This is a genomic window from Salinirubellus salinus (assembly GCF_025231485.1).
GTDB classification, from domain to species: Archaea; Halobacteriota; Halobacteria; order Halobacteriales; family Haloarculaceae; genus Salinirubellus; species Salinirubellus salinus.
This window is the reverse complement of the sequence record NZ_CP104003.1, coordinates 1,174,566-1,198,525: the sequence shown is the minus strand read 5'-3', so window position 1 is coordinate 1,198,525 and position 23,960 is coordinate 1,174,566. Positions and strand designations below refer to the sequence as shown.

The following is a 23,960-nucleotide window of genomic DNA, read 5'->3' as shown; positions in this document are numbered from 1 at the left end:
GCCGTGCGTTCACCCATGAGTTCGCAGGCACTCGTCGTCGTGGCCCACGGGTCGCACCTGAACCCGGAGTCGTCGACGCCGACCTACCGACACGCCGACACCATCCGCGAGACGGGCGTGTTCGACGAGGTGAAGACGGCGTTCTGGAAGGAGGAGCCGTCGTTCCGGGAGGTGCTCCGGACCGTCGAGAGCGAGGAGGTGTACGTGGTGCCGCTGTTCATCTCGGAGGGGTACTTCACGGAGCAGGTCATCCCCCGTGAACTCCGGCTGGAGGCGTGGGACGTCGAGCAGTGGGGGTCGGACGGCACCTCGGCCACGCACACCACGCTCCGGGCGGCCGACACCGGCCAGCGGGTCCACTACTGCGGGCCGGTCGGGACCCACGACGCGATGACCGACGTCGTCGTCCGTCGGGCCGAGACCGTCACCGGCGACCCGGACGTCGGCGAGGGATTCGGCCTCGCCGTCGTCGGCCACGGCACCGAGCGCAACGAGAACAGCGCGAAGGCCATCCAGTACCACGCCGACCGCATCGCCGAGCGTGACCGGTTCGACGAGGTGATGGCCGTGTTCATGGACGAGGACCCGGAGGTCGACGACGTGGCCGACCTGTTCTCCACGCCCGACGTGGTCGTCGTCCCGCTGTTCGTCGCCGACGGCTTCCACACGCAGGAGGACATCCCCGAGGACATGGGGCTCACCGACGACTACCGGACGGGCTACGACGTACCCGCCGAGGTCGAGGGCGTCCGCATCTGGTACGCGGGTGCGGTCGGCACGGAGGACCTGATGGCCGACGTGGTCCTCGAACGCGCGGCCGACGCCGGCGCGGAGGTGGGTGACGCCATCGAACGGGTCCGCGAGCGGACCCGCGTGGCGACGCCGAGCGACGACTGAGGTGGTCGCCGTCCTGACAATCGGCGACGACTGAGTCCCGGCCCCTCACCGCTACCGTCTTCTCACCCGGGCGCCTCCTGAACCCATGACCCACGACGGCCCCGAGCGACGCCGCCACCGATTCTCCGAGGGCAGTGGCTTCGGTGACCCCTACACCGGCTTCTCGTTCGAGGTCGGCGTGGACGACCCGTTCCAGGTCGACCCGACCGACGCCCACGCGCTGGCCGACCTGCTGGACCCGGCGCACTACCGCCCCGATGCGGTCGACCTCGAGGCGCTCCTCGACGTGGGCCTGTCGTACCTCGCCATCGAGGAGTACGAACAGGCCGCGGACACCTTCGGCCGGGTCGCGTGGTTCGCCACCGAGGACTCCCGCGAGGCGATGGAGGCGTGGACGAATCGGGGGGTCGCCCACGCGCAGCTCGGGGAGTACGACGAGGCCGCCGGGGCCGCACGCGAGGCGCTGCGCATCGACGGTGGGGGTCGCGACGAGAGTGAGAGCCGGTTCCCGGACCTCGCCGCCGTCGCCGAACTGAACCTCGCGTACGCGCTGTGGGAGTCCGGCGATTCGTCGCGGCCGCTCGCCCACGCCGAGCGCGCGGTCGAACTCGACCCGCGACTCCCGGAGGCGTGGTACGACCTCGGGTTCTACTACGACGAGCGGGGGCTGTGGGAGTTCGCCGTGGAGGCGCTGGAGCGAGCACGGGCGCTCGGCCTGCGACGGGCCGACGTGGACGCCGAACTCGAGCGGGCACGGGAGGGGCTCGCCGGGCTACGCGAGCCAGTGCCGGCGGACCTGTTCGAGGTGCCGACGAGCGACCCGTCGGCGCCCGAGCGCGAGGCACCGACCACGGAGGCGGCCGGCCGCGACTCGGAGCGTCTGGGCGCCTGACAGGGGGCACGGCCTGCCGAAGCGCCCGGGTTTATCGGCGCGCGCCGAGTCGGTCCGGTATGGACGAGACGACGCTCGCGGCCCTCCGCGAGGCCGCGGCCGACGGCATCGAGTACGACGGTCTCCGGGTCGCCGAGACGGACGCCGGCTACGAGTTCGCCGTCGCGGCGGACGAGCGTACGGGACTCGACGCGGACGGACTCGCGGCCGCCGCCCGCGACCACCCCGAGCACGTCGACAACTGGTACACGTTCTCGCGTCCGCGGAGCGAGGCTCGCACCGCCTTCCTCCGGTGGGTGGAGGGAGCGGACGACCACGCCGTGCCCGAGCGATACGAGGCGCTCCGCGAGGGGGTCGCCCGCGCCTGGGGGCAACTCCGCGTGTCGGTCACGCTTGAGGACGGCGACCGGACCTACGAGGTGCGCCACGAGGCGGACGTGGACGAACCGGTCGCCGACCTCGACACCTACACGGACCCGCTCGACGCTCGCTCGCTGGTGAAGTACGACGACCGTGGCCGGTACCGCCCGCTCAAGACGGCTCCCTCGCTCCCGACGGGGTGGGCGTTCGTGGACCTCGCGCCGAACGACCTGACCGCGACCGTCGAGCAGATCTACCCCGCCACGGTCGAGAACTGGTACCTCGAACGGCAGGGTGACCTCGACATCTCGCACTGGCACCCGACGATGCAGCGGCAGTCCGGCATCTACGGCGTGGTCAAGACGTGGGACCGCAACGAGGGGTACGAACACGTGAACTGGGTCGCCGAGGCCTGCTGTGACGACTCGCAGTGTCTCAAGCGCCGGGAGTGGCAGTACGACGAGGACACGCCCCTCGACGTCGACGGGGGCGACGGCGAGTTCCCCTGCCGGGAACCCTGTTCGCTCGTCGTCACCGCGGCCCGCAAGTGGACCCGGCTCGAGGGTGAATCCACGCGGACCTACGAGTTCGACCTCACCCCGAGCGAGAAGGAACAGGTCGAACGGATCGTCGAAGCCGTCGCCGACGGCGAGACCGAACAGATACGCGAGGCCGACGTGAAGGACCCGGCCAACCGCTACCGGGCACGTTTCCTCCGGGCGAAGCGGTTCGACGACGCGGGCAACCTGAGCGGGACGCCGACAGCCCGCGACGACGAGTGAGCGAGCCGCTGTCGGGGTCGAGACCGGGGGGATGAGTTATTAGCTCGAACGGCCATCAACCTTGTCAATGACTGACAATCCGGTTGACCGGCTGATGGCGTCCCGTGAGATATCGTTCGACGAGTTCGAGGCACAGGTGCGAGCCGAGGGAGACTTCGTGATCGAACACCTCGAGGCGGGGACCTTCGACAACCCACAGACGACCGTCGGCCTCGAGTACGAGTTCTACGCCGTGGACGAGACGGACGGCAGCATCCGGCGCGTCCACCGGTCGCTGCTGCAGTTCCTGGGGTTCGAGAAGGAACTGGGGCTCCACAACACCGAACTCACGAGTAGCGTCCAGCCGTGCAACGAGGCCGGCCTCGACGCGATGGCGAAGGAGCTGGAGGCGAAGCTCACGGCGACCGAGGAGTGGACCGCCGACCACGGCATCAGGCTCGTGAGCGACGGGATGTGGACCATCGGCCCGACCGACCACTCGACCCGGTCGTACCTGCTGGAGGCGACCCACGAGGAGGGACTCGTCCTGGCCATCAACGTGAGCAACGCGGTCCGGTACCACGGGTTCGCCAGCAGCGCGCGGAGGATCGGTGGGCACATCGACGTCCCCGGGGTGACCCTCGAGGCCGACAACCCGGGCCCCGTGAGCCTCACCACGTCCATCCAACCGCACTTCCAGCTCCAGCGGGCGGCCGACCTCCCCCGGTACTTCGGCTACGCCCTCCGCATCGCCGGGCCGATGCTGGCACTCGGGGTGAACTCTCCGTTGTTCCCGCCGGACCTGTACGACGACCCGGACCCGCGGACCGTGCTCCAGGACGGCTGGATGGAGAACCGCATCCCCGTGTACGAGGACATGATGAACCCGTCCGACGGCCCCGCGAAGGTGCGGTTCCCGGCCGACGTCGACCGGCCACGCGACGCGGTCGACCGTATCGTCGAGGACCGCGTGCTCGTGCCGGCCGCCATCACGGCTGGTGAACGGTTCGACGACGAGTTCGTCCACTTCCGCCACAAACACGGGAGTTTCTGGCGGTGGGTCCGACCCGTCTTCGACGGGTCGTCGAAGGCCGCCGCGAACGCCCGTATCGAGTTCCGTCCGCTCCCCGGGCAGCCGACGCTCCGCGACACCACGGCGTTCCTCGCCGCCTTCGCGGGCGCGATGACCGGCTTCCCGTCGACCGACCACCCGGTCGCCGACCTCCCGTGGGAACAGGCGAGAGAGAACTTCTACGCGGCCGCACGGGAGGGCATGGACGGCGACGTCACCTACATCACCGCCGAGGGGGAGACGACGACCGACGTCGCCGAGTGTCTCGACGACCTCCTCGAGACGGCCACCGCCGGCCTCGTCGAGTGTGGGCTCTCCGAGGACCGAGCGGCCGAGTGGGTCGAGCCGTTGCGTGACCGGGCGCGACGACGGCGAACGCCGGCGGCGTGGAAGCGGTCACAGGTCGCGGCCCGACTCGAGGCGGGAGCGTCCATCACCGAGGCGATACACGCGGCCCAGCGGGAGTACCTCGCCCGGCAGCGTGAGACGTTCTTCGACGGGTGTTTCTCGGAATGGCCGGATGTAGGGGTCGCCGCAGAGTGACGTCGCCCGCGGCAGGTGCCGTTCAGCCGAAGTTCTCGGCCTTCGCCTCGTCGTACTCCCCACCCGCGGCCTCGATGGCGGCCTCGGCACGCTCGAGGAAGTCGGCGAAGCCGTAGACGAACACCTGCTCGCCCTCGCCCCCGGTGAGCACGTCCTGGACGGCCGTGCCGAACGCATCCTCGTCGTCCTGCCCGTACGTCTCCACCGTCGCACCGTGCTCGGCGAGCGTGGCGAGTCGGTCCTCGTGGAGCGGCTGGTCGTCGACGTAGACCACAGCTGCCTCGCCCCCGTCGGCGATGGCGCGCTCGGCGATGCCGACCGCCGGGCCGATGCCGGGGCCGCCGGCGAGGACGACGACGCGGGGTTCGTCCTCGTAGTAGTCGTTGCCGAACGGGCCGGCCAGCGTCACCTCGTCGCCGGCCTCGATGGCCAGCAGGTACTCGCTGAACGGGCCGCCCTCGTCGGGGTCGTACCCGACGGTGGTCTCGAAGGTGTCGTCGACGTCCGGCGAGGAGATGGTGTAGAACCGGGAGACGTCCTCGCCCTCGAGGGTGGCGGTCAGTTTCACGAACTGGCCGGGGCGGGCGTCGAACCCCGCCGGCGTCTCGAACTCGATGGCGACGGCGTCGGGGCCACAGTCACGCACCGCGGCCACTCGAACGGCAGTCTGGTCCATACGTGGTCTGGACGGCCCCTGCCCAACGGTGTTTCGTTTCGGTCACGGGACCGTCCGACACCTCGCGTGAGACCGCCCGGACGGTGGGTAAACGCGGTCCCCGTTGCCGGTTGTGGTGGCAATATTCAGAAGGCTTAACGTGCGGCGCGAGGAACGCCGAAGCAGTATGCCAGAGGACCTGAACTGGGCCATCGGTGGCGAAGCCGGCGACGGCATCGACTCCACCGGGAAGATATTCGCCCAGGCGCTCTCGCGGGCCGGGCGTCACGTCTTCACCTCGAAGGACTTCGCGTCCCGCATTCGAGGTGGGTACACCGCCTACAAGATTCGCACGTCCGTGGACCGGGTGGAGAGTGTCGTCGACCGGCTCGACATCCTCATCGCCCTGACCCAGCGCACCGTCGACGAGAACATGGACGAACTCCACGAAGGGTCGGTCATCATCTACGACGGCGAGCGCACGATGATGAGCGACTTCGAGGCCCCCGAGGGGATGATCGGCCTCGACGTGCCCCTGAAGGGGCTGGCCGAGGAGGCCGGCGGCGCCATCGTCCGCAACATCGTCGCGCTCGGCGCGGCGTGTGAGGTCGGCGACTTCCCCATCGAGAACCTCGACGAGGCGCTCCAGAAGCGCTTCGGCGACAAGGGGAGTTCCATCGTCGACACGAACAAGAAGGCCGCCCGACTCGGCGCCGAGTACGTCCGCGAGGAGTACGACCTCGACACGGACTACAACATGGAGACGACCGACGAGGACTACGTCCTCCTCAACGGCGACGAGGCCATCGGGATGGGCGCGCTCGCCGCCGGCTGTCGGTTCTACGCCGGGTACCCCATCACGCCCGCGACGGACGTGATGCAGTACCTCGTCGGCCGCATCGACCGCTACGGTGGGAAGGTCGTCCAGGCCGAGGACGAACTCTCGGCCATCAACATGGCGCTCGGTGCCGCGCGCGCCGGCGCCCGTTCGATGACCGCCACCTCCGGGCCGGGTATCGACCTGATGAGCGAGACGTTCGGCCTCATCGCCCAGACGGAGACGCCGCTGGTCATCTGTGACGTGATGCGCTCCGGCCCCTCCACGGGGATGCCGACGAAGCAGGAACAGGGCGACCTGAACATGACGCTCTACGGTGGCCACGGCGAGATACCGCGGTTCGTCATCGCCCCCACGACGGTCTCGGAGTGCTTCTGGAAGACCGTCGAGGCGTTCAACATGGCCGAGAAGTACCAGACCCCGGTCTATCTGGTCTCGGACCTCGCGCTCGCCGTCTCCGAGCAGACGTTCTCGCCCGACACGTTCGACATGAGCGAGGTCGAGATCGACCGCGGCAACGTCGTCGACGCCGGGGGCATCGAGGACAACACCAACGACCAGGGTCAGTTCACCCCGCACGCCGCGACCGAGGACGGCATCTCGCCACGCACCTTCCCCGGCGTCGAGGGCGGCGCCCACATGACGACCGGCCTCGAACACGACGAACTCGGTCGTCGGACCGAGGACACGGAGGTCCGCGTCGAACAGGTCGAGAAACGCGAGCGCAAGGTCCAGACCGCCCGGGAGCGCGAGGACTGGTCGCCGCGTGAGTTCGGCGACCCGGACGCCGACACGCTCGTCGTCTCGTGGGGTTCGAACGAGGGCGCCATCCGCGAGGCGATGGACTTCCTCGAGGAGGACGACATCTCCATCCGGTTCCTCTCGACGCCCTACATCTTCCCGCGGGCGGACCTGAACGAGGCGTTCGAGCAGGCCGACGACGTCATCGTCGTCGAGTGTAACGCCACCGGTCAGTGGGCGGACGTGCTCGAGCACGACACGCTCCAGCGCGTGAAACGTATCAACAAGTACACAGGCGTGCGGTTCAAGGCGGACGAACTCGCACAGCGAATCAAGGAAGAACTCGGTCAGGCGGCGGCCGAGGAGGTGGAAGCAGAATGAGCTCAAACGTTCGATTCACGGATTTCAAGTCCGACGCACAGCCCACGTGGTGTCCCGGTTGTGGCGACTTCGGGACGATGAACGGCATGATGAAGGCCCTCGCCGAGACGGGCAACGACCCCGACAACACGTTCGTCGTCGCGGGTATCGGTTGCTCTGGCAAGATCGGGACGTACATGCACAGCTACGCGCTCCACGGCGTCCACGGTCGCGCGCTCCCGGTCGGCACGGGCGTGAAGATGGCCAACCCCGAACTGGAAGTGATGGTCGCCGGCGGTGACGGCGACGGCTACTCCATCGGTGCTGGCCACTTCGTCCACGCCGTCCGCCGGAACGTCGACATGACCTACGTCGTCATGGACAACCGCATCTACGGGCTGACGAAGGGGCAGTTCTCGCCGACCAGCCGCGAGGACTTCGAGACCTCGACGAGCCCGGACGGGACGAACCAGCAGCCGGTCAACCCGCTCGCGCTCGCGCTCGCCGCCGGCGGCACGTTCATCGCCCAGTCGTTCTCCTCCGACGCGCAGCGTCACGCGGAGATCGTCCAGAAGGCCATCGAGCACGACGGCTTCGGCTTCGTCAACGTGTTCTCGCCGTGTGTCACGTTCAACGACGTCGACACGTACGACTACTTCCGCGACTCGCTCGTGGACCTCGGCGAGGAGGACCACGACCCGAGCGACTACGACGCCGCGAAGGACAAGATCATGGACCGCGACAAGGAGTACCAGGGCGTCATCTACCAGGACGACTCCTCCGTCGGCTTCGAGCAGCGCGAGGGCATCGAGGGGCCGATGAACGACATCGGCGACGAGCCGCCCGAGGACATGATGGACCTGGTCAGAGAGTTCTACTAAACGACCATTTTCCGCTCGGGTCGGCCTTCGGCCGACCGCTCGCGCAAAAACGTCGATGAAAAAGGCGCTGCTCGGGCCTTCGGCCCTCGCAGCGGGTGAGTGTGCTGGTGGTCACCGCGACAGCACAGCGACCCGAAGTATTCACCGCCGTTTTCGGTACTCCCTGTTAGATGCCCTCCAGACGAGAACTGGCAGTCGGCCTGGTCCTCTCGCTCCTGCTTCTCGGCGTGGGCTTTTCCGCCGTAGAGGCGAGCGAGAATCGCGCATTCGCCGCGGAGGAAGCCTATCTCGACGCGCAGTTGGCCAGTGCCCACTGCCTCAGCGACTACGGTATCGGCGTTGCCCCGGTCGTCGCTCCCGAGTCGTCCGTGGTCGGGGCCGAAGTGGGTGGGATCCTCGTCGATGTCAGAGTCCCCTACTACGTCGTGGAGGAGACGGAAGATGGGGAGTTAGTCGGTGACACGTACTCGGAGGCGACCTACCGAGTGTCGGGGGCCGGGACCGACCGAGTCCGAGGCGATACGGTCGCGCCGTGCTGACGGGGATAGCTGACAGCGGTTACAACCCGGCGACGTCCTCGATGGCGTCCGTGAGTTCCTCGATACTCTCGAGGTCGTGCTCACCCATGTGCCCGATGCGGAACGTCTTCTCGCCGAGCTGCGAGCCGTAGCCGTTCGAGAACACGAAGTCGTACTTCTCGCTGACCTCGTCTATCGTGGCGGCCACGTCGATGCCACGCGTGTTCTCGACGCAGGTCACCGTCTGTGACTCGTAGCCTGCCTCGGGGAACACGTCGAAGTGCTCGCGTGCCCACTCGCGGGTGTACTCGGCCATCTCCCGGTGGCGCTGGTCGCGGGCCGTGTGGCCCTCCTCCAGCATGTGCTTCATCTGCTTGCGGTAGGCGAGCATGATGGGGATGGCCGGCGTGGAGTGGGTCTGTCCCTTGCGCTCGTAGTAGTCGATGGTGCGCTGGAACCCGCCGTACCACGAGGCGCTGTCCTTCTCGAGTTCGCGCTCGTAGGCGTCGTCGCTCACCGCGCAGACGGCGAGGCCCGGCGGCATGGCGAACGCCTTCTGCGTGGACGTGAAGATGGCGTCGATGCCCGCGGCCTCGATGTCTATCTCGTCGCCGCCGAGACAGGAGATGGCGTCGACGACGAAGTAGGTGTCCGGGAAGTCCTGCAGCACCTCGCCGATCTCTTCGATGGGGTTGCGGACGCCGGTCGACGTCTCGTTCATCACGGTGCCGAACGCGTCGTAGGTCTTCTCGCTCTCCTCCAGGAACTCGCGAACGTCCTCGGGCTTGACCGCCTCGCCCCAGTCGTACGCCAGCCGGTCGACGTCCTTGCCGAGCCGTTCGGCGACGTTGGCCTGCCGTTCGCTGAAACTGCCGCACGTGCCGACGGCCATGTGCTCGTCGACGAGGTTGAGCGTCGTGGCCTCCCAGAACTCCGTCCCCGACGCCGAGAGCACGACGACGTCGTTCGTGGTCCCGAGGAACTCCTTGGTGTCCTCGACGATGGTCGTGTAGAGGTCGGTCATCCGGTCCATCCGGTGACCGAACATCGGCTGGGCCATCGCCTCGATGACGTCCTCGCGCACCTCCGTCGGGCCGGGGAGGTAGAGCCGCTTCTCCGGGTAGTCGTCCGTGTACTCCGATTTCTCCATGGTAGCTGAGTACGTGAGTGACGGCGGGGGTCCGGCAAGGTACTTGTGGTCGCGACAGGGTCGGTGACACGGTCGACCGGAAAGACACATCCGCGCTCGGGGCGTCGCGTCCACATGGCCGAGACGCTCCGCGGCGAGGTCGTCCACGTGGTCGACCCCGCGGAACTCGACGAGTACGAACTGGACGCCGAACTGCGGACGCTGGCGGAGTCGCGATACGTCCTCGTCTGCCGGAAGGGTGGTTCTCCCTCGTGGTTCGAGCGGGTGACGTCGTTCCTCACCCGTCGGCCCATCGAGGCCATCACGCTCGTGAGCGACGACGCGGCCGCCGAGGGGAGCGAGGTGACCGCGACGGTCCGCGAGACGGACATCGGCGGCGTCTACGAGGCGACGGCGCTCGAGACGGTCGGCAACTGACAGCCGACGCCACCGGACGACGGCTCCGCGCCCGGTGAACGGGGGCGGCACACTCGCCTGATTCTGCAGTGTTTATCATGGGGGAGTCCGACGCTCCGGTGTATGAGCGACAACGACCCAGTCGTGGTCTCGGCGAAGCGGACGCCCTTCGGCAAGGAGGACGGCGTGTTCGCGGACGTGCGGAGCGAGGACCTCTCGGCGGCCGTCATCGACGACATCCTGGCGGAGACGGGTGTCGACAGCGAGGACGTGGACGACCTGATGTGGGGCTGTGCGCAGCAGCGCAGCGAGCAGGGCAACAACATGGCCCGCATCATCTCGCTGCTGTCGGACCTCGGTGAGTCGGTTCCGGCGACGACCATCAACCGCTGGTGTGCCTCGTCGGCACAGGCCGTCATCTCGGCCGCCGACGCCATCCGTGCGGGCCAGCGTGACTGCCTCATCGCGGGCGGCGTCGAGAACATGTCCCGCGTGAAGATGGGCGCCAACACGGAGATGCACCCCCGGATGAACGAGGACTACAACCTCGCGGCGCTCCAGATGGGGATGACCGCCGAGGAGGTCGCCGAGCGCTACGACGTCTCGCGCGAGGCACAGGACGAGTTCGCCGCCCGCTCGCAGCAGCGCGCCGCCGCTGCCACCGAGGAGGGCCGCTTCGACGACGAGATCGTCCCCGTCGACAACGGCGAGGAGGTCGTCACCGAGGACCAGGGCATCCGCCCCGGCACGACCGCGGAGAAGCTCGCCGGCCTCCCGACCGTCTTCAAGGCCGACGGCACCGTCACGCCCGGCAACGCCTCGCAGATCACGGACGGCGCGGCCGCGCTGATGCTCACCTCGCGCGGGTTCGCCGAGGAGCACGACCTCGACGTCCTCGCGGAGGTCGGCAACAACGCCGTCGCCGGCGTCGAGCCCGAGGTCATGGGCATCGGTCCCATCCCGGCGTGTGAGGAACTGTTCGAGCGCTCGGGCACCACCGCGGACGACTACGACCTCGTCGAACTCAACGAGGCGTTCGCCTCGCAGTGTCTCTACTGCCAGCAGGAACTCGGCTTCGACGACGACATCTACAACGTGAACGGCGGCGCCATCGCCCTGGGCCACCCGCTGGGTGCGACCGGTGCTCGCCTGCCCGTGACGCTCATCCACGAGATGATCAAGCGCGACGCGCAGCGTGGCCTCGCCACGGAGTGTGTCGGCTTCGGGCAGGGTGCGGCCATCGAGTTCACGCTCCCGAACTGACGGAGCGACCCCCGACACCGAACCTTCTTTCGCACCTGCCGCCCACCCTCGAGTATGCGACTCTCCGCGTACGACCACGCCCCGGGCGAGCACTGCGGGTCCACCTCGCTCCGGAACCTCTCGAACTTCTACGGCTGGGGCCACGACGAACCCACCTGCTTCGGGTTGGCCTCGGGACTGGGGTTCACCTTCTTCGCCACCGAGGACCCGCCCGAACGCACCTTCTTCGGCCGGCCACTCTGGCTCGAAGCCGCGTTCTTCGAGAACCTCGGCATCCCCCACACGCACACCGAGGGGGCCGACTGGGCCGAGACGTGGGCCGCGATGAAGGCCGCGCTCGACGGCGGCGACCCGGTGATGGTGTTCACCGACATCTACCACCTCGACTACTACGACACGGACACGCACTTCGCACCCCACTCGCTGTTGCTCGTGGGCTACGACGAGACGGTGCCGGGCCGGGAGGTGACGAACGCCGACCCGGACGCGGGACGAGGAATCGTCTACTGTGCGGATTCGGAGTTCGAGGACGTCCAGCGCCTCCCCCTCTCCTCGCTGGCGGCGGCGATGTCGTCGAAGGCGGCCATCCCGCTCTCGAACCGGTACCTCTTCGTGGAAGGCGACCCGACGGTCGACCGGGACGCGGCAGCCCACGACGCCATCCGCGAGACGGCCACCTACATGCTGGACCCCGAGGACGCCACGCGGTCGGTCCCGGAGTGGGGAGCCCACGGGGTGCCCGGCATCCGCGCGCTCGCACAGGACATCGCCGACTGGACGGCGCTCGCTGACCCGCACTGGACCGTCCGGTTCGCCTACCAGAACATCGAACGACGGGGGACCGGCGGGGCCTGTTTCCGCACGCTCTACACCGGGTTCCTGGACGAGGTGGGCGCCGAGGTGGGCCTCGTCGGGTTCGCGGACGAGATGTACGACATCGAGGGGGTGTGGCACCGGGTCGCCGACCTGCTCTCGGAGGCCAGCGAGACCCCGGAGGTGTTCGACCTGCCGGGCTACCTCTCCAAGTCGAGCAACCTGCTCTCATCGCTCGCGGACAGAGAAGAACGCTTCTACCGGGAGACCCTGAGTACCCTTCAACGGCCCTGAAACTCCCGTCTGTGGAGATTGCCGACCCTACCCCGATAACCGGAGGCTACCTCAGGTTGATAACGCAGAGTGGTCATCCATCGAACGAGATTCGCATGCCGACCAGCCCCACTCCATCTCCCCAGTTCGGCCCCGCCGCCAGCAAGAGTGTCGCCGAAGGACGCCCCGCCGACGAGCCCCATTTGACCGTCGAGCTCGGGGTGCGCTCGATATCTGAGGACGCACAGCCGCTCCTCGACCGCGCCGTCGAGGGCCTCGACCGTGCCGTCGAACAAGGTACCCTCCACGAGTACGACGTGTTCGTCACGGGGGAGACGTTCACGCCGACGTCGGCGGCCGCGTCGACACCCGTCGGTCGGGAGATGGCGAGTCGCGTCGCCGACATCCGGGACTGGGCGAGCGAGGTCGACGCCAGCGTCGCCCCGTACTTCGAGCAGGAGCAGGTCGAGTGCCGGTTCACCGACCAGCAGTACACCCGCGTGCGGTTCCCTACGCTCTGTCTCTCCGAGTTCCACGACGGACGCCTGGCGTTCGTCGCACCGGCCCGCGTGGACGGCGACCTCGTCGACGTCCTCGACCGCATCGAGGGACTCCTCGCGGACGAGCAGAAGCGCGTCGTCGCCCCCGTCTCGGAGTAGCGTCTCCGGGCCGCGGCCGCAGTACATTTCTCACCCCCTGCTCTACGCCGCACATGGACCCGACAGAGGTGTTCGAGTGGATACCGTTCGCCCGCGAACTCGGCATCGAGATCGCCGAAGCGGCGGACGGCCACGCGCGCGGCCACCTGTCCCTCGAGGACTGGCACTCCTCGAACCCACAGGGGATGATCGCCCACGGTGGCGTGGCGTACTCGCTGGCCGACACCGTCGGCGGTGCCGCGGCCGTCTCCGCCAACGGACGAATCACGCCGACGATCGACATGCGGATAGACTACCTCACCCCGGCGACCGGCGAGGAGCTCCACGCCGAGGCGGACGTGGTCCGGAACGGCAACAGCGTCGCCACCGTCGACGTCGTCGTCACGGACGAGACGGACACCCACATCGCGGAGGCGCGCGGCGTCTACAAGACGGGCGGCGGTGACGACGAGACGCCGTGGACGACCGGCGTCGACCGGTCGGAGGCGGGCCTCGACGGGTCGGAGCGCGCCGAGTGAGGCGGCGAGAGAGCGAGTGCGCGAGCGGACGGGCCACGTTGGCCGCTCAGTCGTCGGCCGGGGCCGCGTCGGACCCCCCGCCCACGCGGGCGTCGGGCACGGTGCCGTCGTCGTTCCAGCCACGGAGTTCGTAGTAGTTCGACAGCTCATCGGCGAGTCCCTCCAGGTCGTACGGGAGCGCCTCGTCGTCGGCGCGGTCCATCCCCCGCGCGTTGTTGAAGTGCCGCTCCAGTTCGACGATGCGCCCGCCGACCGCGAGCAGGTCCTCCCAGTCGGCGTCCAGCAGCGCCTCGTAGCGCTCCTCGCTCATGTTCGAGGTGGAGAACTTGCAGAGGACACCGGCGTCGTGGACGGCGTTCTTGTTCTCCTGCTCGACGAGGCGGTCTGCCTTCCCGGCGACCCCCTCCTTGTCGAGGGCCTTCTTCGGCGCCACGAGCGGGTACTCGAGCTGGTACATCTCGGCGTACATGTGGTCCGCGCCGCGGTTCGAGGTGGCGAACGCGAGGCCCTGCCCGTTGAGGGTGCGGCCGTCGTGTGCCGAGAACTCCATCCCCTTCATCGACCAGTTCTCGACGCCCAGCTCCTCGTGACAGCGCGCGACGCCCTCGGCGAGCGTGTCGCCGATGCCCTCGCGGTAGGCGATCTTCTCGACGAGTTCGTGGACCAGCTCGGAGTCGCCCCAGCCCTCGTCCTCGCTGGCGATGTACGCGCCGATGACGTCGCCACAGGAGATGGTGTCCATCCCGAGGTCGTCACACATGTCGTTGGACTTCATCAGGGCGACGAAGTCGTCCTCCAGCAGGTTCGACCCGAACGACATCACCGTCTCGTACTCCGGGCCCTCGGTGGTGAAGCCGCTCTCCTCGTCCTTCGTCGGGAGTTTGCACGCGAACGCACACTGCGAGCAGGTCGCCTTCTTGTACTTGTGCTCGACGACCGCCGGGCCGCCGATGTCGTCCACCTTGTCGTACGAGAGTTCCGAGAAGTACTTGGTCGGGAGCGCCCCGACCGCGTTGGCGTAGGAGGAGACCGACACCGTGCCGGCGTCCTTCATCGGACTGCCGGACTCGGCGGCCTCCTTGTGGACCGTCGAGGACACCTCGGCGTCGATATCGATCTCCGGTGCCGAGTCCCCGTCGAAGGTCAGGTACTTGACGTTCTTCGCGCCGAGGACCGCACCCAGCCCACCACGGCCGAACGCCCGGTGCTCGCTCGTGATGATGCTGGCGAACCGGACCCGGTTCTCGCCCGCCGGCCCGACGATGGCCGCCTGCGTGTCGTCGATGTCGTGTTCGTCCTGCAGGTACTCGATGGTGTCGTCGACCCCACGCTGTTCGAGTTCCGGGCACTCGACGAACTCGACGCCCTCGTCGGTGACGTGGACGCCGACGAGTTCGTCGCTCGCGCCGGTCACCTCGACCACGGAGTACCCGGTGGCCGCGAACGGTCGGGACATGAAGCCGCCGGCGTTCGAGGAGAGCAGGCCGTTCGTGAGCGGTGAGAGCGCCGTCGCACTCATCCGGCCGGTGAACGACATCCGCGAGGCCTGTAGCGGGCCGGTGGCGAAGAAGAGGCGGTTCTCCGGGCCGAACGGGTCGGCGTCGAACGGGATACGGTCGTGCGCCAACTTCGTCCCGACGCCGCGACCACCGATGAACGATTCGAGGACGTCGGAGACGTCCTCCTCGGCCGTCTCGCGGGTCCCGACGTCGATACTCAGCAGTGGGCCCTCGGTGTGGAGCATGATACCAGGGTGGGATGCCCCCGACATAAACTGATTGCCACGCACGCGAGGCCCCCCGCCGCCGTCACGTGGTTCCGCTCACTCCGGGTTACAGAACTTCATCGCGCTGCGGACGCCCTCGCGGTCGCCGATGAGGGTGATGCGGTCGCCCTCCTGCAGGGTGAACTCCGCGTCGGGGACCTTCACGTCGTCGCCGCGGGCGACCAGCGCGATGAGGACCGACGACGGGAGTTCCGGCCCGATCTCCCGGACCGTGCGCCCGACCAGTTCCTCGCTGGTCACCTCGACCTCCTGGACGTCGCCGGAGCGGCCGAGTTCACCCGTCCAGCGGGCGAGCGCCGGCCGCTCGATGGCGTTGTCCATGGCCTGCGCGGTGGCCAGGGCCGAGGAGATGGTCCGGACCCCCAGGTCCTCGAACGCCTCGACGTTGTCCGGGTTGTTCGCCCGAGCGATGACCGTCTCGATGTCGAACTTTGAGTTCGCGAGCTGTGCCACGAGGAGGTTCACGTCGTCGTCACCGGTGGCGGCGACGAGGATGGAGGCGTTGCCGGCACCGGCCGACTGCAGCACGTCGGTGTCGGTGCCGTCGCCGATGTGGACGGTGTGCCCCTCGTTGCGGGTCACCTCGACCATCTCCTCGTCCACCTCGATGATGACGACGTTCTCTCCACGGTCTTCGAGACGGTCGGCGAGTTCGCGACCCACCTGCCCGCCTCCGATGACGAGTACACGCATTGGTATGACGTCGAGGAACTCCGCGATCTTCCGTGCCAGGCCGCCCTCGAACACGACCGTGGCCAAGATGACGAGGAAGACTGTGCCCACGAGCAGCTCGGAGCCGGCGGTCAGCTCGGCCGCCTGCGCACAGATCGCCGCTGCCTCCCCCGTCGGTGCCGTACAGACCGTCTGTGCGGTGGCCGACCCCCCGGCCACCTCCGCCGCCTCCGCCTGGAGTGCCGCCGCCTCGTTCTGGAGTTCGACGGCGAACAGCGTCGCGACCGACGCCGGGATGATACCGCGTGGCCCGACGAAGCTCATGAACAGTTTCTCGGCGCGGGTGAACCGGTCACCGACCGTCGACAGGAAGACGAGCGCCGGCCGGATGACCAGCGCGACGGCGACGACGACAGCGACGCCGCCAACCCCGAGCGCGAGGAGGGCGTCGAACTCGATGAGCGCCGCGAGCGCGATGAACACGAACGAGAGTACCAGCAGGGTGATGTCTCCCTTGAACGCCGAGATGTCCTCCTCGTAGGGGACGTCGAGGTTGCCGAGTATCATGCCGGCGACGGCGACGGCCGCCACGCCGGCCTCGGCGGCCACGAAGTCGGCGGCACCGTAGGCCACGAGCGCACCGGCCAGCACGAGGAGCCGCGCGTTCTGGGGTGCGTTCCCCGGCGAGAGGTCCACGTACCGCAGCAGGTACCACACGACGAGGGCGACGACGACCCCGACGAGCATCCCGATGCCGAGACGCTCGACGAACAGCCGGAGGAACCCGGTCGGGCCGGCCTCGCTCACCGTCAGTATCTCGAAGATGACGACCGCGATGATGGCCGCGGTGACGTCGTTCACGATACCCTCCGTCTCCATCGCCGCCTCGACGCGGTCACGGACCGGGACCACCTCGAGGATGGGCGTGATGACCGTCGGCCCCGTGGCGACGAGCAGCGCACCGATGAGGAAGGCGAACACCCACTCGGCGCCGAGGAAGAACCGGACCGCGGCCGCCGTCCCGAGCAGGGCCACCGCCGCGCCGAGCGTGACCAGTCTGGTCGTCTCGCTGGGTGCCTCCCTGAGCTTGTCGAGCCGGAGGTGGAACGCGCCCTCGAAGACGATGATGGCCACCGAGAGCCCGACGATGGCCGGCAGGGCGCTGCCGAACGAGTTCCGTGTGACGACACCCAGCCCTTCCGGCCCCAGTGCCATTCCCGCGCCGATGAGGAAGATGATACTCGGTATCTCGAAGCGGTCTGAGAGTATCTGCGCCCCTACTCCGAGACCGATGATAGCCGCCACGATAGGTATCAGGAACTCGTTACCGGCGGCTACCATTGAGACACCTCCATCGACCGGGCGTTCGACGGCCGGGACATAAAACCGTCCGATACCCTCCCGGTCGAATCCACCACCGTGGCACCTCTGTGGCTACGTCTCCCGCGTGTCGAGGTAGCGCAGCACGCCCCGCGTGTCCATCTCGGCGACCGCCCCGCCGCGGTCGGCTCCCCACGCGTCCGTGAGGTCCGTCGCGGCGACCATCCGGTCGACGACGGCCTCGTCGTCGCCGAGTTCCTCGCGTGCCGCCGCCACGCCCTCGACCCACTCGATCAGCACGTCGAGGTGTTCAGCCAGTCGGTCCGCGGTCCGCACGGGGCCGAAGTGGGAGTAACAGAGCACGTCGGGGTCGAGCCGCGAGAGCATCCGGGTGTCCGCGAGCGCCTGCTCGAAGTCGAAGTTCGGCGGCGGCGTCGTCGGGTACACCTCGTCGTGCGCGGGGACGTAGATGCCGGCCGCGTCGGCCGTGAACACGCAGTCGTTCGACGGGTCCTCGACGACCGCCTGGTGCGGCGCGTGGCCGGGTGCGTCGTGGACCCGGAGTTCGCGGTCGCCGAGGTCGACGGCCGACCCGTCACGGACCTGGACGACACGGTCGGCCGGGACCGGCGCCGGCTCGGCGTAGTGGCGGATCTGGTCGCCGACGGCGTGTCTCGTCCCCTCCCAGAGCCGCGAGGGGTCGACGAGGTGGCGCGCGCCGTTCTCGTGGACGACCACGTCCGCGTTCGGACACGCCTCGGCGAGGTGGCCCGCCCCACCCGCGTGGTCGAGGTGGACGTGGGTCGGGAGGACGACCTCGAGGTCCTCGGGAGCGACGCCGACCGACGCGAGCGCGTCGAGTAGCAGGTCCGTGTCGGTCCCGATGCCCGTGTCTATCACCGCGGGGCGCTCGGCGTCGACCAGGTAGACCGAGGTGTACTCCTCGATGTCGAACATCCCCGTGTCGACGTAGTAGAGGTCGGTGGTGCCGTGCCCGACCTCGCGGACGTCTCCAGTCGCCATACCCCTCGGTCGTCGGCGGGGAGAGAAAAACCCACGCCCGGGCGGTTCCCGTGTCGCCGCTCAGTTCCCGAGGCCGAGGCCGAACACGCCGAGTGCGCCGCGACTCCGCGAGCGGAGGACCGAGAGCGGGGGCTTCGCACGGTAGCCGGCGTCCCCTCGCTCGACGACGCCGTCGAGCACGAGGTCCTCGAGCGTCCCCTCGACCGCCGACTCCGTCAGCAAGGTACGCTCGGCCACGTCGGCCGCGCTCGCCTCGCCACAGGTCTGCAGGGCCGTGTAGACGGTGGCCCGCACCGGTGACTCGAGGACGCCGGTCACGAGGTCCGCGAGCGTCCCACCGAGGAGGGCGTCCCGCTCGCGGCCGTGGTCGCCCTCGTCCGTCCCGGCGAGCGCGGCGGGGGCAGTCGGTTCGACCGCGTCCAGCCGCGACTCTATGGCCGCCGTCCCGGTCTCGCGGTCCTTCCCGTCGCGCTCACGCTCGAGCAGGCGCTCCAGTTCCACGGGTTCGGTCACGCCGGCCACGAGGTCGCGCAACGCCGCCACCGTGTAGTCGGCGGGGTCCACGTCGAGCAGGTCTGCCTCGGTCACGTCGTCGGTCACGTCGAACGAGACGGCGCCGAAGCCGTCGACGTCCATCCCGACCTCGAGTTCGTGGGTGCCCAGCCGGAGGCGATCGACGTCGAGGACGACCTGTGCGGTGTCGGCGAGGTCGAACACGAGCGGGTCGGTCCGGGTTATCTCCTCGACGGGTCGATGCGTGCCCTCGGGGAGTTCCAGCGAGACCGCCGAGAGGTCGATCGACTCGCCGTCGAGGCGTGCCGCGGTGATGCCGTTGAACGTCGCGTCAGTCAGCCGATTCTTGAGTTCGAACTCCACCCCACGTTCGGTGTTCTCGAGACTCTCCCAGGTGAACAGGCGCTCGAGATACTGGGCTATCATTGGTGGGCGAAGGTCAGTCCCACACTTCCCGTTTCTGGTGTCCTCGCGGCCCGACAGGCCGTCAACGCCGGTTCACGCCGGGTGTTCAGGTGTGGACGGCACGATGCCACACGCGACCGACATTCCTTTGCGGGCGAGGAGAGTAGCGCCGGAAAATGCTCTCACGGCAGTTCGTACGCGAGAACCCGGAAACGGTGCGCGAGGCGATGGACGCGAAGGGGGTGACGGACGTGGACCTCGACCACCTCCTCGCCGTCGACGAGGAGTGGCGCGAACTCAAGGCGGAGGGTGACGACCTGCGCCGCCAGCGCAACGAGGTCTCCTCGCAGATCGGCCAGCTCAAACAGGAGGGGGAGGAGGAGGAGGCCCAGCAGGCTATCGACGAGTCGCAGGAACTGAAGGCCGACATCGAGCGCGTCGAGGAGCGCGCCGAGGAGCTGGAGGCCGAGTTGGAGGCGCTCCTCCTCGAGATACCGAACGTCCCCCACGAGTCGGTCCCGGTCGGAGAGGACGAGACAGACAACGAGACCCGGTACCGGAGGGGGTTCGACGACCTGCGCGACCTGCCCGAGGACGTGGTCCCGCACTACGACCTGGGTGAGGAACTCGACATCCTCGACTTCGAGCGCGGCGCGAAGGTGACCGGTGGCGGCTTCTACTTCCTGAAGGGGGAGGGCGCGCGCCTCGAACACGCCCTCGTGCAGTTCATGCTCGCGGTCCACCGCGAGCAGGGCTACAGCGACATCTACCCGCCGGTGCCGGTCAACTCGGCGTCGATGCGGGGGACCGGCCAGTTCCCGAAGTTCGTCGACGACGCCTACCGCGTGGGCGACACCAACGAAGCGCCGTACGACGACGACGACCTGTGGCTCTGTCCCACGGCGGAGGTCTCGGTCACGAACATGTACCGCGACGAGATACTGCTGGACGACGACCTGCCGCTCAAGCACCAGGCGTTCTCGCCGAACTTCCGGCGCGAGGCCGGCGAACACGGCACCGAGACGCGCGGCATCGTCCGTGTCCACCAGTTCAACAAGGTCGAACTCGTCAACTTCGTCCGGCCGGGCGAGAGTTACGACCGACTCGAAGGGTTGCTGGAGGAGGCCTGCGAGGTGCTCGACCGTCTGGAACTCCCGTACCGGGTGCTCGACATGTGTACCGGCGACATGGGGTTCACCCAGTCGAAGAAGTACGACGTCGAGGTGTGGGCCCCCGGCGACGACATGGAGGACGGCCCGGAGGAGGGTGGCCGCTGGCTCGAGGTCTCGTCGGTGTCGAACTTCGAGGACTTCCAGGCTCGCCGTGCGGGCATCCAGTACCGCCCGGAGCGCCACGAGAGCGCGGAGTACCTGCACACGCTCAACGGGTCGGGCCTCGCCCTGCCACGCGTGATGGTCGCCATCCTCGAGTACTACCAGAACGAGGACGGCACCGTCGACGTGCCCGAACCGCTCCAGCCGTACATGGGCGGCCAGGAGGCCATCGAGGGGCACGAGCCGGTGGGCGAGTCGGCCGTCGGTGCCGGAAAGAAGGACTGATCCGGTTCGTCACGCTCCCTCGGCTTCGCCCTCGTCCTCGCGCACCGTCAGCACTGGCGCTGGCGAGGTCCGCACCGTCTTCTCCGCGACGCTCCCGAGGAGGTAGCGGTCGAACCCGGTCCGGCCGTGGGTCCCGAGGACGACGATGTCGGCCTCGGTGTCCTCCGCCACCCGCAGGAGCTTGGCGTGGACGCCGCCGTACTCGACGTGGGTGACGACGTCGACGCCGAGCGCCTCGGCGGTCTCTCGGGCGGCGTCGACCGCGTCCTGCGCCCGGTCCTCGAACGTGGAGATGTTGAGGCTGGCGTGGGCGTCGGGGCCGTAGGTGGCGAGTTCGACCACAGAGACGACGTGGAGGGTGGCGCCGTCCGCCGCAGCGAGTGCCGCCGCGCGTTCGACCGCGGCCGCAGCACACTCGCTCCCGTCCGTGGCGACGAGAACCTCCCCGAACGGCACCGAGAGCGTCGCCTCCGGGCGAACCGTCAGGACCGGGACGTCGGCGGTCCGGACCACCTTCTCTGCCACGCTCCCGACGAGGAAGCGCCCGACGAGGCCACGCCCGTGGGTCGGCATCACCACCGCGTCCACGTCCTTGTCCTCGGCGTACTCCGTGATCGTGGAGTGCGGGACACCTTGCACGACGGCCTCGACCACGTCGACACCGCGCTTCCGGGCGCGGGTGGCGGCCTCACCGACGATGCGGTCCCCCTCGTCGACGAGGATGTCGACCGTCCCGGTGCTCGTGTCGGCGTGACTCGTCACGTTCGTGTCCGCGACGTTGAGGACGTGGACCGTCGTCCCGTGCGCCTCGGCTACGTCGAGGACGAACTCGAAGACCCGGTCTGCCTCGTCGTCGCCGTCCGTGGGGAAGAGTATCGTATCGAACATGATCGAGACGTGGCGTGCGGGCTACAAAAGAGGGGTCGGTCGTTCCCACCGTGTGGTGGGGGATACGGGCGTCGGGTGCGCCTCGCCCTTCGGCAGTCGTCACACTGGAGTCTCGGGGACGATGGCTGTCTGCTTCCGCAGTGGCGGGGCGACGACGGGCCGGTCAGTCGGTGTACGTCCGGATCCGGGTGATGCGGCCGTCCGTCACGTCGAAGGTGTCGACGAAGTCGAACATGCGGGCCCCCGTGGCGCGGACGAGGCGCCCCTCGACGGCGACCCGGCCGTCGGCCTCGTACACGGTCTCGACCTCGTGTTCGGTGTCGGTCAGCGGGCGGTCGTCGCGCATGAACCGGACGAACTCGTCGGCCCCCTCGATGGTCCGGTCCGGCCGGACGTGGACGAACGAGTCGCCGAGGAGGGCCGCGAGTGCGTCGTACGCGCCGGCGTCGACGTGGCGGTAGTAGTCGCGAGCGATGTCCGTTGGCTCCATCGCCCGACCCTTGGTGGCCGACCCGTTTCAAACGTGGGTCGCGTGGACGACCACGCCGCTTAACCGCGACGCCGACCGAGCGACCCCGTGGACCTGCACGTCCGGTACGAGGGCGACGACGACCCGAAGAAGTGCACGGCTCGTCGCCTCGCGAAGTTCGACCTCGTCACCCTCCACCGCTCGGCGCGCGCCACGCCGCGTGGTATCGTCCTCGACCCGTACGCCGAGCAGGCGCTCTCGCCCGCCGACCGGACCGAGGCCGACGCGCTCGTCGCGCTCGACTGCTCGTGGGAGACGGCCGAGGAGGAGGCGTTCCGTCTCTCGGGGCCTCACCGGGCGCTCCCGTTCCTCGTGGCGGCCAACCCCGTCAACTACGGGACGCCGTTCCAGTTGAACACCGTCGAGGCGTTCGCCGGCGCGCTCTGCATCCTCGGCGAGCGCGAGCAGGCCGAGACGGTCCTCTCGAAGTTCCGCTGGGGTCACACCTTCCTCGAACTCAACGCCGAACCCCTCGGGCGGTACGCCGCGGCCGACGACTCGGCCGAGGTGGTCGCCATCCAGCAGGAGTATCTCGACGCCGGGGCGGACGGTGCGGACGGCGAGGACGCCAGCGATGGGGCGTAGTCACTCCAGGCCGAGTCCCGTGGGCCTGCCGCCCGGCTTCAGCGGACTCCGGGGGAGCGTCCGCGGAGGCCGCTGCTCGTTGTAGTCTCGCGGTGCCACGTCGTTCGGCCCGTCGGCGTAGAACAGGGAGGCGAGCGCCTGTATCTGGTCGCGTCCGACGCTCAGTTCGTACTGGCCGCCGCCGTACATACGCACGTCGCGTGCCTCGGCCCACGCGATGGTCTCGAGCAACGACTCGACAGTCCCGAAGCGGGAGGGCTTGACGTTCAGCCACCGAACCTCGACGGGCAGGGCCTCGACGCTCTCGACGTCGTGGACCGGATAGTCGAACGAGAGGCGGTCGGCCTCGGGTTCGAGCAGGGGTGTCGTCTCCTCGGTGAAGTAGGCGTCCTCGACGACCGCGTCGGGGAACGTCTCCAGCGTGCGCTCGTAGAGGTCGGGGTCTGCCGGGACGTCGACGCTGGTGCCCTCGTAGAACCCCTTCAGGTCCACCACGCGGACCCGATCGAGCGCCGCCAGCGAGTCGAACAGCTCGTCGTCCCAGTCGGGTTCGGGGTCGAGCTTGAACTCCGCGTCGGGGTCCACGTCCAGCAGGGTGTCGATGCGGTCCATCGAGTCGACGCGGGTGGAGACGACGAACCGGACCGGCCGGTACGCGCGACCCAGCACGGTGCCGAGGTTGGTCTCTGCCTGCCGAAGCGCGAGGTCGAGTGCGGCACTCTCGAGCGCCCAGCGTCGGTACGCCCGGTTCGTCTCGCGGGCAGGCGGGTCCTCGAACAGGTCGGTGCGGTCGAGTCGGGCCGAGAACTCGCCGAACGTCCCGTCGAACGAGAGGTCGAACGGGTCCGCCGCCGCCAGCGCCTCGTGGTCCTCGGGTTCGTACGCCACGTCCTCGCCACGGCCGGTCTCACCGTCGCCGTGGAGTGCGAAGACGGTGGTCCGGCGGGTGAAGTCGGCGCTGGGCGACCGCTCGTGATGCTCCAGGTCGTACCCCTCGACGACGAGTGGGAGGGCAGTGACCGCGTCGTAGCCCGTCTCGCTGTGGTCCATGGTCCACGGACGGTGCGAGGGTATTTATTCGGGTGGGGGT

At 68.7% G+C, this 23,960-nt stretch carries 23 protein-coding genes; 14 read left to right on the top strand and 9 right to left on the bottom strand.

Annotation, left to right across the window (positions count from 1 at the left end):
- Positions 1–15 precede the first annotated feature (15 nt).
- The 4 genes from N0B31_RS06640 (at position 16) to N0B31_RS06625 (ending at position 4,525) form a co-directional block, all read left to right on the top strand.
- Complete coding sequence (locus N0B31_RS06640) at positions 16–897, top strand: CbiX/SirB N-terminal domain-containing protein (protein WP_260595079.1); 882 nt, start codon at positions 16–18, stop codon at positions 895–897.
- A gap of 85 nt (positions 898–982) precedes the next feature.
- Positions 983–1,789, top strand: coding sequence for a tetratricopeptide repeat protein (locus N0B31_RS06635; protein ID WP_260595078.1), 807 nt, complete (start codon positions 983–985; stop codon positions 1,787–1,789).
- A 59-nt stretch (positions 1,790–1,848) separates the two neighbouring features.
- Positions 1,849–2,931 carry a DR2241 family protein gene (locus tag N0B31_RS06630; protein WP_260595077.1) on the top strand — a complete coding sequence of 361 codons (1,083 nt, stop codon included), beginning with the start codon at positions 1,849–1,851 and terminating at the stop codon, positions 2,929–2,931.
- Positions 2,932–2,998: 67 nt separating this feature from the next.
- On the top strand, positions 2,999–4,525 hold the full coding sequence (locus tag N0B31_RS06625) for a glutamate-cysteine ligase family protein (protein WP_260595076.1): 1,527 nt from the start codon (positions 2,999–3,001) through the stop codon (positions 4,523–4,525).
- 22 nt (positions 4,526–4,547) lie between these two features.
- On the opposite strand, the gene N0B31_RS06620 is transcribed toward N0B31_RS06625, so the two are convergent.
- Positions 4,548–5,201, bottom strand: a complete 654-nt coding sequence (locus N0B31_RS06620) for an FAD-dependent oxidoreductase (protein WP_260595075.1) — start codon at positions 5,199–5,201, stop codon at positions 4,548–4,550.
- A 166-nt stretch (positions 5,202–5,367) separates the two neighbouring features.
- On the opposite strand from N0B31_RS06620, the gene N0B31_RS06615 reads away from it, so the two are divergent.
- The 3 genes from N0B31_RS06615 to N0B31_RS06605 all read left to right on the top strand — a co-directional run bounded on the left by N0B31_RS06615 (position 5,368) and on the right by N0B31_RS06605 (position 8,539).
- On the top strand, positions 5,368–7,140 hold the full coding sequence (locus tag N0B31_RS06615; protein WP_260595074.1) for a 2-oxoacid:acceptor oxidoreductase subunit alpha: 1,773 nt from the start codon (positions 5,368–5,370) through the stop codon (positions 7,138–7,140).
- Positions 7,137–8,000 (top strand): 2-oxoacid:ferredoxin oxidoreductase subunit beta, encoded by an 864-nt coding sequence (locus N0B31_RS06610; protein ID WP_260595073.1) that lies wholly within the window; start codon positions 7,137–7,139, stop codon positions 7,998–8,000. Before N0B31_RS06615 ends, N0B31_RS06610 begins: the two co-directional genes overlap by 4 nt.
- A gap of 170 nt (positions 8,001–8,170) precedes the next feature.
- The gene (locus N0B31_RS06605; RefSeq protein WP_260595072.1) at positions 8,171–8,539 is read left to right on the top strand and encodes a hypothetical protein; all 369 of its coding nucleotides are present in this window, start codon (positions 8,171–8,173) and stop codon (positions 8,537–8,539) included.
- A 19-nt stretch (positions 8,540–8,558) separates the two neighbouring features.
- Here the strand turns inward: N0B31_RS06605 and N0B31_RS06600 are convergent, their stop codons facing one another.
- A complete protein-coding gene (locus N0B31_RS06600; protein WP_260595071.1) occupies positions 8,559–9,668 on the bottom strand; it encodes a pyridoxal-phosphate-dependent aminotransferase family protein in 1,110 nt (369 codons plus the stop codon).
- Between the two features lie 114 nt (positions 9,669–9,782).
- On the opposite strand from N0B31_RS06600, the gene N0B31_RS06595 reads away from it, so the two are divergent.
- The 5 genes from N0B31_RS06595 to N0B31_RS06575 all read left to right on the top strand — a co-directional run bounded on the left by N0B31_RS06595 (position 9,783) and on the right by N0B31_RS06575 (position 13,590).
- Positions 9,783–10,085, top strand: a complete 303-nt coding sequence (locus N0B31_RS06595; protein WP_260595070.1) for a DUF7526 family protein — start codon at positions 9,783–9,785, stop codon at positions 10,083–10,085.
- Positions 10,086–10,187: 102 nt separating this feature from the next.
- Positions 10,188–11,327: a thiolase family protein gene (locus N0B31_RS06590; protein ID WP_260595069.1), complete on the top strand. Its 1,140-nt coding sequence runs from the start codon at positions 10,188–10,190 to the stop codon at positions 11,325–11,327.
- Positions 11,328–11,381: 54 nt separating this feature from the next.
- Positions 11,382–12,434, top strand: coding sequence for a BtrH N-terminal domain-containing protein (locus tag N0B31_RS06585; RefSeq protein ID WP_260595068.1), 1,053 nt, complete (start codon positions 11,382–11,384; stop codon positions 12,432–12,434).
- 182 nt (positions 12,435–12,616) lie between these two features.
- On the top strand, positions 12,617–13,072 hold the full coding sequence (locus N0B31_RS06580; RefSeq protein ID WP_260595067.1) for an HTH domain-containing protein: 456 nt from the start codon (positions 12,617–12,619) through the stop codon (positions 13,070–13,072).
- 53 nt (positions 13,073–13,125) lie between these two features.
- Complete coding sequence (locus N0B31_RS06575; RefSeq protein ID WP_260595066.1) at positions 13,126–13,590, top strand: PaaI family thioesterase; 465 nt, start codon at positions 13,126–13,128, stop codon at positions 13,588–13,590.
- A gap of 46 nt (positions 13,591–13,636) precedes the next feature.
- Here the strand turns inward: N0B31_RS06575 and N0B31_RS06570 are convergent, their stop codons facing one another.
- The 4 genes from N0B31_RS06570 to N0B31_RS06555 all read right to left on the bottom strand — a co-directional run bounded on the left by N0B31_RS06570 (position 13,637) and on the right by N0B31_RS06555 (position 19,330).
- Positions 13,637–15,334: an aldehyde ferredoxin oxidoreductase family protein gene (locus N0B31_RS06570; protein ID WP_260595065.1), complete on the bottom strand. Its 1,698-nt coding sequence runs from the start codon at positions 15,332–15,334 to the stop codon at positions 13,637–13,639.
- Positions 15,335–15,412: 78 nt separating this feature from the next.
- Positions 15,413–17,389 carry a cation:proton antiporter domain-containing protein gene (locus N0B31_RS06565; protein ID WP_260595064.1) on the bottom strand — a complete coding sequence of 659 codons (1,977 nt, stop codon included), beginning with the start codon at positions 17,387–17,389 and terminating at the stop codon, positions 15,413–15,415.
- A gap of 93 nt (positions 17,390–17,482) precedes the next feature.
- Entirely contained in the window at positions 17,483–18,391 is a 909-nt protein-coding gene (locus N0B31_RS06560) for an MBL fold metallo-hydrolase (protein WP_260595062.1), read from the bottom strand.
- A gap of 60 nt (positions 18,392–18,451) precedes the next feature.
- On the bottom strand, positions 18,452–19,330 hold the full coding sequence (locus tag N0B31_RS06555; protein ID WP_260595061.1) for a helix-turn-helix domain-containing protein: 879 nt from the start codon (positions 19,328–19,330) through the stop codon (positions 18,452–18,454).
- A 155-nt stretch (positions 19,331–19,485) separates the two neighbouring features.
- Here N0B31_RS06555 and serS point away from each other — a divergent pair, with 155 nt between their 5' ends.
- Positions 19,486–20,868 (top strand): serine--tRNA ligase, encoded by a 1,383-nt coding sequence (gene serS / locus N0B31_RS06550; protein WP_260595060.1) that lies wholly within the window; start codon positions 19,486–19,488, stop codon positions 20,866–20,868.
- A gap of 9 nt (positions 20,869–20,877) precedes the next feature.
- On the opposite strand, the gene N0B31_RS06545 is transcribed toward serS, so the two are convergent.
- Together N0B31_RS06545 and N0B31_RS06540 are read right to left on the bottom strand one after the other, a co-directional pair.
- Positions 20,878–21,756, bottom strand: a complete 879-nt coding sequence (locus N0B31_RS06545; RefSeq protein ID WP_260595059.1) for a universal stress protein — start codon at positions 21,754–21,756, stop codon at positions 20,878–20,880.
- A 163-nt stretch (positions 21,757–21,919) separates the two neighbouring features.
- Complete coding sequence (locus N0B31_RS06540) at positions 21,920–22,246, bottom strand: nuclear transport factor 2 family protein (protein WP_260595057.1); 327 nt, start codon at positions 22,244–22,246, stop codon at positions 21,920–21,922.
- Between the two features lie 87 nt (positions 22,247–22,333).
- Between N0B31_RS06540 and N0B31_RS06535 the strand changes: the two genes are divergently transcribed.
- On the top strand, positions 22,334–22,870 hold the full coding sequence (locus N0B31_RS06535) for a DUF367 family protein (RefSeq protein ID WP_260595055.1): 537 nt from the start codon (positions 22,334–22,336) through the stop codon (positions 22,868–22,870).
- Here N0B31_RS06535 and N0B31_RS06530 read toward each other — a convergent pair whose 3' ends face one another.
- The gene (locus N0B31_RS06530) at positions 22,871–23,920 is read right to left on the bottom strand and encodes an enolase-like domain-containing protein (protein ID WP_260595053.1); all 1,050 of its coding nucleotides are present in this window, start codon (positions 23,918–23,920) and stop codon (positions 22,871–22,873) included. It lies immediately after the preceding gene.
- Positions 23,921–23,960: the final 40 nt, after the last annotated feature.